We start from the raw sequence: 8,668 nt of genomic DNA, 5'->3' as shown, positions 1-8,668 counted from the left end.
CGCGTTACTCACCCGTCCGCCACTATGTCCTAAGACATCGTTCGACTTGCATGTGTTAAGCATACCGCCAGCGTTCATCCTGAGCCAGGATCAAACTCTCCGTTTTGAATCGTTTGTTTAGCTCTTTTCTTGATTAGTTTTTTACTCTAATCTTTTTCATTCTTTTCTTGACGCAGGTATATGTTATATACTGTCTTTCAAACTATATTATTTTCAAGGTTCGGTGTTCCATTGAGTTTCGCTTGATTTTTCTCTCGTCGCTCTCTCTTTGGCACTTAATCAACTTAACTTACCTTTTCTGATTTGTCAACCCTTTTTTCAAAAAATTTTTTATTTATTTTTTCACTTACTCAAAAGTCTTGAAAATACGGGCTTTAGGGCAGGGTATGATGAGTTAGTTCTTTTGAGGAAAATAAAAGTTGTGAATTTTCAGTCGGTAATAGCGGTTTTAAATCAGTTTTGGGCTGATCGTGGATGTTTGATTGCTCAACCCTATGATATGGAAAAAGGTGCGGGTACTAAGAATCCTCATACTTTTTTGCGGGCTTTGGGTCCTGAACCTTGGGCTGTGGCCTATGTTGAACCTTGTCGTCGTCCTACAGATGGTAGATATGGTGAAAATCCTAATCGCTTCCAACATTATTATCAGTATCAGGTGTTAATTAAGCCTTCGCCGGATAATATCCAAGAAATATATCTTGATTCTTTGCGTGCTTTGGGTATTCGTCCTGAAGATCATGATGTGCGGTTTGTGGAAGATAATTGGGAAGATGCTACTGTGGGCGCTTGGGGTACTGGTTGGGAGGTTTGGTTAGATGGGATGGAAATTACTCAATTTACTTATTTCCAACAGTGTGGTGGTATAGATTGTCGTCCTGTTTCTATTGAGATTACTTATGGACTGGAACGTTTAGCAATGTATTTACAAGAGGTTGAGGCTATTACTAAGATTCAGTGGACTGATAATATTACTTATGGTGATGTTCATCTTCAGGGTGAAATTGAACAGTGTACTTACAATTTTGAAGCGTCCAATTCTGATATGTTACTCACTTTATTCAATTTATATGAGCAGGAGGCAGGCACTTTGACGGATAGAGGTTTAGTCTTGCCTGGTTTGGATTATGTGATTAAGTGTTCACATACGTTCAATTTACTTGATGCTAGGGGCGTAATTTCGGTGACGGAACGTACTCGTTATATTGCTAGAATTAGGCATTTAGCTAAGAAGGTAGCTCATCTATATGTAAAACAACGAGAAATATTGGGTTTTCCTCTGCTAAATTAAACTGTTAAGTGTTATAACAGTTATGGAAGTGGAATATTCATAAAGTTGGTAAGGTGCGTCAAATAACATAATTTATAGATTTTTGATTTTTGACACACCCTACAATTATGAATTTGATATGAGTTGTTGTGCTTTTAATTCCAATAATGAATGTAAGTATTTTGTTTGGACTACTGTAATTTTAGGTTTTTGCTGATACACTTTATTTTTACACAATCCTAAATTTGGTAGTGATAGAATAATTACAGGACATTCCATCTATATGAGGTATACTGTGAACAGGCAAGATGCCTGTGTTACAAGAACATCTGTACCTCATAATAACGGAAACTGCTGTATTATTAATCTTAATCCCACATTCTACAGTAGGCTGATGGTTGAGGGTATTTTTGATAACGCTATAACTGCATTTTGTCCTCCAAAACCAAAACTGAAACATAACACTTTATCTAACTGACTCTGAGTGGCTTTACTGACAAAATTTAACTCAAATATTGACTTATTTAATCCTACAGATGGTGGTAATATTTGCTGATTTAAAGCCATCAATGAAAATGCTACTCCTAAAGCTCCTGAAGCACCTAAAGTATGCCCTGTACTTCCTTTTGTAGAACTAACTGGTAATGATGAACAAAACAAAGATTGGATAATTTTACTTTCAACTTGATCATTTAAAATTGTGGCTGTACCATGAGCATGAATATAATTAATATCAGAAGTTGTTAAATTACTACTTTGGAGACATTTTTTAATCGCGGTAATTGCACTTTTTCCTTCTGGTTCAGGTTGATTACTATGAAAAGCATCTGCTGTTAAACCAAAACCTAATATTTCACCATATATTTTCGCTTGACGTTGTGTTGCTAACTCTAAAGATTCTAATACAAATATAGCTCCACCTTCTCCTAAAACCAAACCTTCTCGCATTACATCAAAAGGATAAGATCCCGTTTTTGCTAATGCTCCCATTTTTTGAAAACCAGCAATAGTTAAAGGTGTAATTGGTGCTTCTATTGCTCCTACAATAACTCTGAAAAATTGCCCAGTTTGGATTAACATTGTACCTTGAGAAATAGCACAAATTCCTGTAGTACAAGCGGCCATTGGTGCTAAAACTGCGCCATTTGTGCCAACTTTTTTAGCGACATTAATAGCATTCATATTAGGTAAAGTATCTAACCAGTTTTCTAACCTTAGTCCTCCTGTCATTAAATTTTCCCAATATCCTTGATAACTACGACTAGAACCAATAACAATACCACAATTAGATAAAGGAGGATTTAATTTAGCGTCATCTAAAGCTGCGTCAATTAAGATGTCTGTTAATGTGGTTAATTGTGATGGTTTATTGGTAATTAATCCCAAGGGAATTGTACCTAATTCTGGAAAAGGTTGATGTAATTTAATTCCAGTTTTTCCTAATAGTAAATTTTGCCAACTTGTTTGTAAGTTATTACCTAAACAAGAAATTAAACTAATTCCTGTAACTACAACCCTCATTTTATTTACAAATTACATGAATATCAAATATTGTCATTTTATCATGTTCCTTGCCCAGATCCCCGACTTATTTAAGAAGTCGGGGATCTTAAATAAGCTATAGGATTTTCTGGGTCGAATTGTAACCCATTAAAAAATGTTTCTATTCCTCTTGATGTACTGGCAGGAATAGCGGCATCTTCACCTACAAATTTAGCAGTTTCTCGCCATAAATCTTCCCGATTAACAGCGTTAATTAAGGTTTTTGTATCAAATTCAGGACTACGATAACCCCAACGCATATCCTCAATTAAAAACCATAAATCATGACTTTTAAAGGGGTAAGAAGCATTTTCACGCCAATATTTTATCCCATAGGAACTATTTTCTATTTTCCTACCATTGCCATAATTAAAATTACCTAACAAACGATTCAGAGTTAATTCTTTTTTTGCCCCTATCCATTGTCTTTCGGCTATAATTTCCGCAAGTTCTGGTTTATTTTGTGGTTGATCACACCATTTTTGTGCTTCCATAATTGCTGCTAAAACTGCTTTTGCTGCTTGGGGATATTTATCAACCCATTCCGCACGAGATACAAATGCTGTTTCTGGATGATTATTCCATAATTCTCCACTAGTTAATGCCGAATATCCTAATTTTTTACTTATTAATCTTTCATGCCAAGGATCAACTACTGAAAAAGCCTCCATTGTATGACTTCTCATACCAGCTACCATTTGTGGTGGAGGAATTACAATTAATGATAAATCAATATCAGGATTAATTCCCCCATTTGCTAACCACCACCGCATGAAAAAATCTCCTGTAGTGCGACGAAATGGCACTGCACAACGTACCATTTCTTCTTTTTTTAATTTTTCGGCAAAAATCGCCTTTAATGGTGAACTATCTAAACTTAATTGTAGGTTATTGTAACGATTAGAAACGGAAATTCCTTGACCATTTAAGTTTAATCTAGCTAAAATATAAATGGGTATTTTTAGTTTATAACTAATTTCTCCTGTAGCTAATAAATAAGCCATCGGAAATAATAAATGTCCCCCATCTAAACCACCATCTTGACTATTTAACATCAATTTATCGCGCATTACCGACCAAGATGGTTGTCTAATTACTCGCACATCTGGCATTCCATACTTAGCAAAAAAACCTTTAGCTTTAGCAATTATCAAGGGACAAGAACTAGTAACTGGCACAAAACCAAAGGTAAGATTTTGAATTTCGGGAACATTGCCGTTACTAACATGAACTTTAGGAATATTCTCATTAGCATTAACGCTATTATCGCTATGATTGAGATGAGAAATTAACTGATGTGTGATAATGGTAGCACCAGTAGCAGTTATGAATTTACGTCTAGGAAGTTTTGCCATGTTTAATTTATTAATAGTTTTACGTTGTATTTTGGTTTTATTTTCTACTTAGTTTGATTTTGTTTTCATTATGCAAGAAATCGAGAATTTCATGACGTAAAACATGATATTCATGTAAATCTACGATATCAATAGAACGAGGATGAGGAAAATTGATTTCTAATATTTTGCCAATGGTTGCTGCTGGTCCATTTTTCATAATTACTATTTGATCTGATAATAATAAGGCTTCATCTACATCATGTGTCACCATAACTGTAGTTATGTCAAACATTTCACAAATTCGCATTAGTTCTATTTGTAAAGAACCACGAGTTAAAGCATCTAAAGCTCCAAAGGGTTCATCTAATAATAGTAATTTGGGTTGTACTGCTAAAGCACGAGCGATCGCTACTCTTTGTTTCATACCTCCAGAAAGTTGTTTAGGTTTTTTAAATGCTGCATCTTTTAATCCTACTATTTCTAAATGATAACCAATTATTTCTTTAATTTCTGCCTTAGATTTATGGGACATGGCTTTTTCCACAAATAAAGCCACATTTTCCCACACATTTAACCAAGGTAATAGGGAATAATTTTGAAATACTACCATGCGATCGCGGTCGGGTTTTTTCACTATTTGACCATCAACTTTCACATTTCCTCTCGTTGCCGTTTCTAACCCAGCGATAATATTTAAAATAGTTGACTTTCCACAACCAGAATGGCCTACCAAAGACACTAAACTTCCTGGTAAAATTCGCAAATTAATATTTTGTAAAATGATACTTTTCATACCATTTTCTAGATTAAACTCTTTTTCCACACCTTCAATTTCAATTAAACTAGACATAATAAACTTCCTAATTCAAATAAATTTAGTTAGTAATCATTCTTCTTTGTACTATTGGCTTTACATAAGGAAGTACAAGTTTTATATTGATCTAAGCGATCGCTTTGTAGAGAAAGAATTTTCACCTCCCACTCCGCACTATCAATATAAATAGGAACTTGCTTTATTTACTTATTCCTGCGGTGCAATTTTTGTAGATATAAAGATCATCATTTTGTCCATAATTAAACCAACCATTCCCAAATAAACTATAGCTATAATAATTTCACTAATATTAGCATCATTATAAGCATTAATAATAAAAAACCCAATACCATCATCAGAAAGTAACATTTCTGCTGCTACCACTGCTAACCAAGATAATCCTAAACCCACTCGCAAACCAGTTAAAATATAAGGTAAACTAGCGGGTAGAATAATTTTCATAAAATGTTCCCAAGGAGATAAACCAATTATTTTAGACACATTAATATAGTCTTTAGGAATTAACCTTAACCCCAAATTTGTGTTAATAATAATCGGCCAAATTGCCGTAATAAAAATTACAAACACAGCCGAAGGATTAGGTTTTAAAAAAATTGCTTGTGCTAAGGGTAGCCAAGCCAAAGGCGCAACGGGACGTAACAATTGCATAATAGGATCAAATCCTTTTTGTAAAAAGCTATTTAAGCTAATAATTAAACCTACTAAAATTCCCAAAATTACGGCCAGTGAATAACCCATTAATATCCTTTTCAAACTAGCAAGAATTAACCAAAAGAAACCTTTATTATTGCCACCTCTATTAAAAAAGGGATCTTTAATAAGATCCCAAGTTTCTGTAATTACTGTAATTGGAGAAGGTAGAGTAGTATTGCTTCTTAAACTTAATAATTGCCATACAATGATCAAAATAAAAATACCAGAAAATGCTGGTATTACTTCCTTAAATTTTTGGTAAAGGGTTTGATTTAACTGCATATTACACCTGATAATTAACTAGTGATAACTTACCGAAATTATCTTCAACTATAGTTGTGGTATAGTTTAATAATTTGTTATTCTAATTTATTCTGATCATCAATTGTCAGAAGCAAGAACCACTGACAACTGATTATCAAACACTAACAGGACTTATACAACTGGCACATTAGTAGGGTGCGTCAGCTATCAAGAATCTGTTTATTTACATAACTTATGCTGTCTAACGCACCCTACAACTGATCATCAAACACTAACTAAGGAGCAGTTTTCAGATTTTCCAGTCCTTGAGTCACCTTAGCTGATTCAATCTTATCACCTTGTTTAACCTTATTAACTACATCAAATCCGTCAGTTACATTACCAAATACAGCATAGTTACCATCTAAAAATGATAAATCTGCTAAAGCAAAGTAAAACTGAGATGATGCAGAATCAGGCATTTGTGAGCGTGCCATTGCTACCGCACCCTGTTTGTGTTGTAACTCTGGTGCTTTTTTGATACCTGCCATATCAAAAGTTTTGCCATAAACTATGGCATTTTCTTCTCCTTTAGGTTTAATTTCTAAAGGAATACGGCGCTCAGTACCCGTTTTTGGATCAATATAACCACCAGTTCCCCATAATTGCTGACGAATCTTGGGATCTTTACTTTGAGGATCTCCACCTTGTACTACAAAAGGTTGGGGATCACGTACCACACGATGAAATACTACACCATCATAAACACCTTTGTTTACTAAATCAACAAAGTTACCAGCCGTAATAGGCGCGTTTATGCCATCCACTTCAATAGTAATAGGTGCGCCATTAACTGTCATTACCACAGTTGCTTTACCTTCTAGTCTTGGTAAATTGTTCATTCCAGGTATACTCTCACTTGTGCTTGTAGTTGTAGTGGCATTTGTAGTTTCTGATGATTGACTTGCATTAGCCTTAATCTGGCTAACTATTCCAGAACTAGTAGTGGAAGATGTAGAAGAAGATGTTTGATCTGTTTTACATCCTGTTAACATCAAACTACCAATAATCAGCAAAACTACCAGAAATTTGGGAAATCTCAGGAAAAATTTAAAGGGAAACTCTAACCGCATTGCTAGTAACTTAACCAACTAAAATATCTTAATCTTGATCTTGTGCTTTATCTTGTGAATTAAGTAAATTTTATATCTCATTTGAGAATTGAGTAACAATAGATACTTTAACTGTTCAATATTTGAGTCAATAGTGGCTGTTAATTAACCTCAGAGATTAATTTGAGATAGTTAATACAGCACATTCCATCTACATGAGGTACACTAGGAACACAGCAAGATGCCTGTGTTGCAAGGGTTTTATCATTAACATCTGTACCTCATAATAACGGAAACTGCTGTATCAATCCCAAATCTCAAATCTAAAACAATTCAAAACTGTTACAAACCTTCTAAGGGTACTCCCAAAAAGCGGCCTAATTCTGCTCCAGAAGTTTCTAAATCTGCTAAAGATAAAGGTTGCCCTACTCTAGTTAAAGGAATATCTCTTCTACCCTTTACTCGCAAATACAAAGCGCGTTGAGGATTTAAACCTTCTTTAATGACAATTTTCACAGATTGAATATCTTTGATGGAACTTTGAATTTCAATGGTACGATTTTTGCCGGGAAAGCCCCAACGAAAGATTTTAAATTTACCAGTTTCCTGATTAAATTCATTATATCCGCCGCCAACATCCCATAATACTACCAACCACAAATAAAGGGATAATAGTAAACCCGCAGTACCATATAAACCCATTACTAATCCTTGTGGAACAAAAATTAGCTGAGTTGGATCAGTAACGATGAGTAGATTAACTTTGAAATAGCTAGAAATACTAGCCAAAAAGAAACCAGTCGCGCCTAAGGTCACAACACTTGCCCACCAGTAGTTGCTAAAGCGACGTGAACCTAGAACTGTTTGATGTAGTACGCTGTTACCTTTGTTGGTCGTTGTTGATGTCGTCATGGAACTACCTTGGACTTGGAAATATTGTCTAGTTAGAGTTTGCCACTGGATGAGTCTGGATTGCAAGTTTTAGCGATAGAATTGCAGTCAGGAGTTAGAGGCAGGGAGTAGGCAGTAGGGAGAAAATTGTTTAAATTGTTGAATCATTCTTGATTCTGACTCCTAACACTGATCTACTGACTCATAAACCTCAGAGAAGTAGGATATGATGTATCGTAAAAATTAAGTATTTCTTAATGTGATAAGTTAAGAATCATTAAGTTATTATAATCTAAGTTACCAAAAAATGGTAGCAATCATGGCATAATTATGAGAGATGACATAGCGCAGGAAGTATAATGTCTCCTGCTTTGTAGCTGCTTTTGCCTTTGATGGTAATGCTATAGCTATCAAGTCATGCAGAAATGTTTGATTTGGTTAACTTAAATGTTGCAAAGCTTATTGAAGCAGTCAATTCTCCAAATCTTAGAAGGTAAAAACCTATAAGATTATTAAAACGTTTAATTCCTCATAGCAGTAGCCATGATATCGGTAAAACCGTTAAAATACTGCTAAAAAACGTTGCAATTTTAGTAAACAGAGGATTTTAATTAAATGACCATTGCAGTTGGACGCGCCCCCAGTAGAGGGTGGTTTGACGTATTAGATGACTGGTTAAAACGCGATCGCTTTGTCTTCGTAGGTTGGTCAGGAATATTACTATTCCCCTGTGCGTTCCTGGCTTTAG

The 8,668-nt window shown here is 34.8% G+C and carries 7 protein-coding genes, 1 rRNA gene and 1 pseudogene; 2 read left to right on the top strand and 7 right to left on the bottom strand.

The window, feature by feature from the left end:
• Positions 1–106: ribosomal RNA gene (locus H6F32_RS19820) — 16S ribosomal RNA — on the bottom strand; the annotation flags it as partial.
• Positions 107–421: 315 nt separating this feature from the next.
• On the opposite strand from H6F32_RS19820, the gene glyQ reads away from it, so the two are divergent.
• Positions 422–1,288 carry a glycine--tRNA ligase subunit alpha gene (gene glyQ / locus H6F32_RS19815; RefSeq protein ID WP_190370988.1) on the top strand — a complete coding sequence of 289 codons (867 nt, stop codon included), beginning with the start codon at positions 422–424 and terminating at the stop codon, positions 1,286–1,288.
• Positions 1,289–1,648: 360 nt separating this feature from the next.
• On the opposite strand, the gene H6F32_RS19810 is transcribed toward glyQ, so the two are convergent.
• The 6 genes from H6F32_RS19810 to H6F32_RS19785 form a co-directional block, all read right to left on the bottom strand.
• Positions 1,649–2,788 (bottom strand): beta-ketoacyl-ACP synthase, encoded by a 1,140-nt coding sequence (locus H6F32_RS19810; RefSeq protein WP_190370987.1) that lies wholly within the window; start codon positions 2,786–2,788, stop codon positions 1,649–1,651.
• A 71-nt stretch (positions 2,789–2,859) separates the two neighbouring features.
• Positions 2,860–4,164, bottom strand: coding sequence for a CmpA/NrtA family ABC transporter substrate-binding protein (locus H6F32_RS19805; protein WP_190370986.1), 1,305 nt, complete (start codon positions 4,162–4,164; stop codon positions 2,860–2,862).
• A gap of 37 nt (positions 4,165–4,201) precedes the next feature.
• A complete protein-coding gene (locus tag H6F32_RS19800; RefSeq protein WP_190370985.1) occupies positions 4,202–4,996 on the bottom strand; it encodes an ABC transporter ATP-binding protein in 795 nt (264 codons plus the stop codon).
• A 171-nt stretch (positions 4,997–5,167) separates the two neighbouring features.
• The gene (gene ntrB, locus H6F32_RS19795; protein ID WP_190370984.1) at positions 5,168–5,956 is read right to left on the bottom strand and encodes a nitrate ABC transporter permease; all 789 of its coding nucleotides are present in this window, start codon (positions 5,954–5,956) and stop codon (positions 5,168–5,170) included.
• Positions 5,957–6,213: 257 nt separating this feature from the next.
• Positions 6,214–7,050 carry a peptidylprolyl isomerase gene (locus H6F32_RS19790; protein ID WP_190370989.1) on the bottom strand — a complete coding sequence of 279 codons (837 nt, stop codon included), beginning with the start codon at positions 7,048–7,050 and terminating at the stop codon, positions 6,214–6,216.
• A gap of 321 nt (positions 7,051–7,371) precedes the next feature.
• Positions 7,372–7,941, bottom strand: coding sequence for a photosystem I assembly protein Ycf4 (locus H6F32_RS19785; protein WP_190370983.1), 570 nt, complete (start codon positions 7,939–7,941; stop codon positions 7,372–7,374).
• A 594-nt stretch (positions 7,942–8,535) separates the two neighbouring features.
• On the opposite strand from H6F32_RS19785, the pseudogene H6F32_RS19780 reads away from it, so the two are divergent.
• A pseudogene (locus H6F32_RS19780) lies at positions 8,536–8,668 on the top strand (photosystem II D2 protein (photosystem q(a) protein)); the annotation flags it as partial.

This window comes from Anabaena sp. FACHB-1237, from assembly GCF_014696225.1.
In the GTDB taxonomy this organism is placed as follows: Bacteria; Cyanobacteriota; Cyanobacteriia; order Cyanobacteriales; family Nostocaceae; genus FACHB-1237.
Note: the sequence above shows the minus strand (reverse complement) of the source record. Positions and strands in the feature narration are given on the sequence as shown.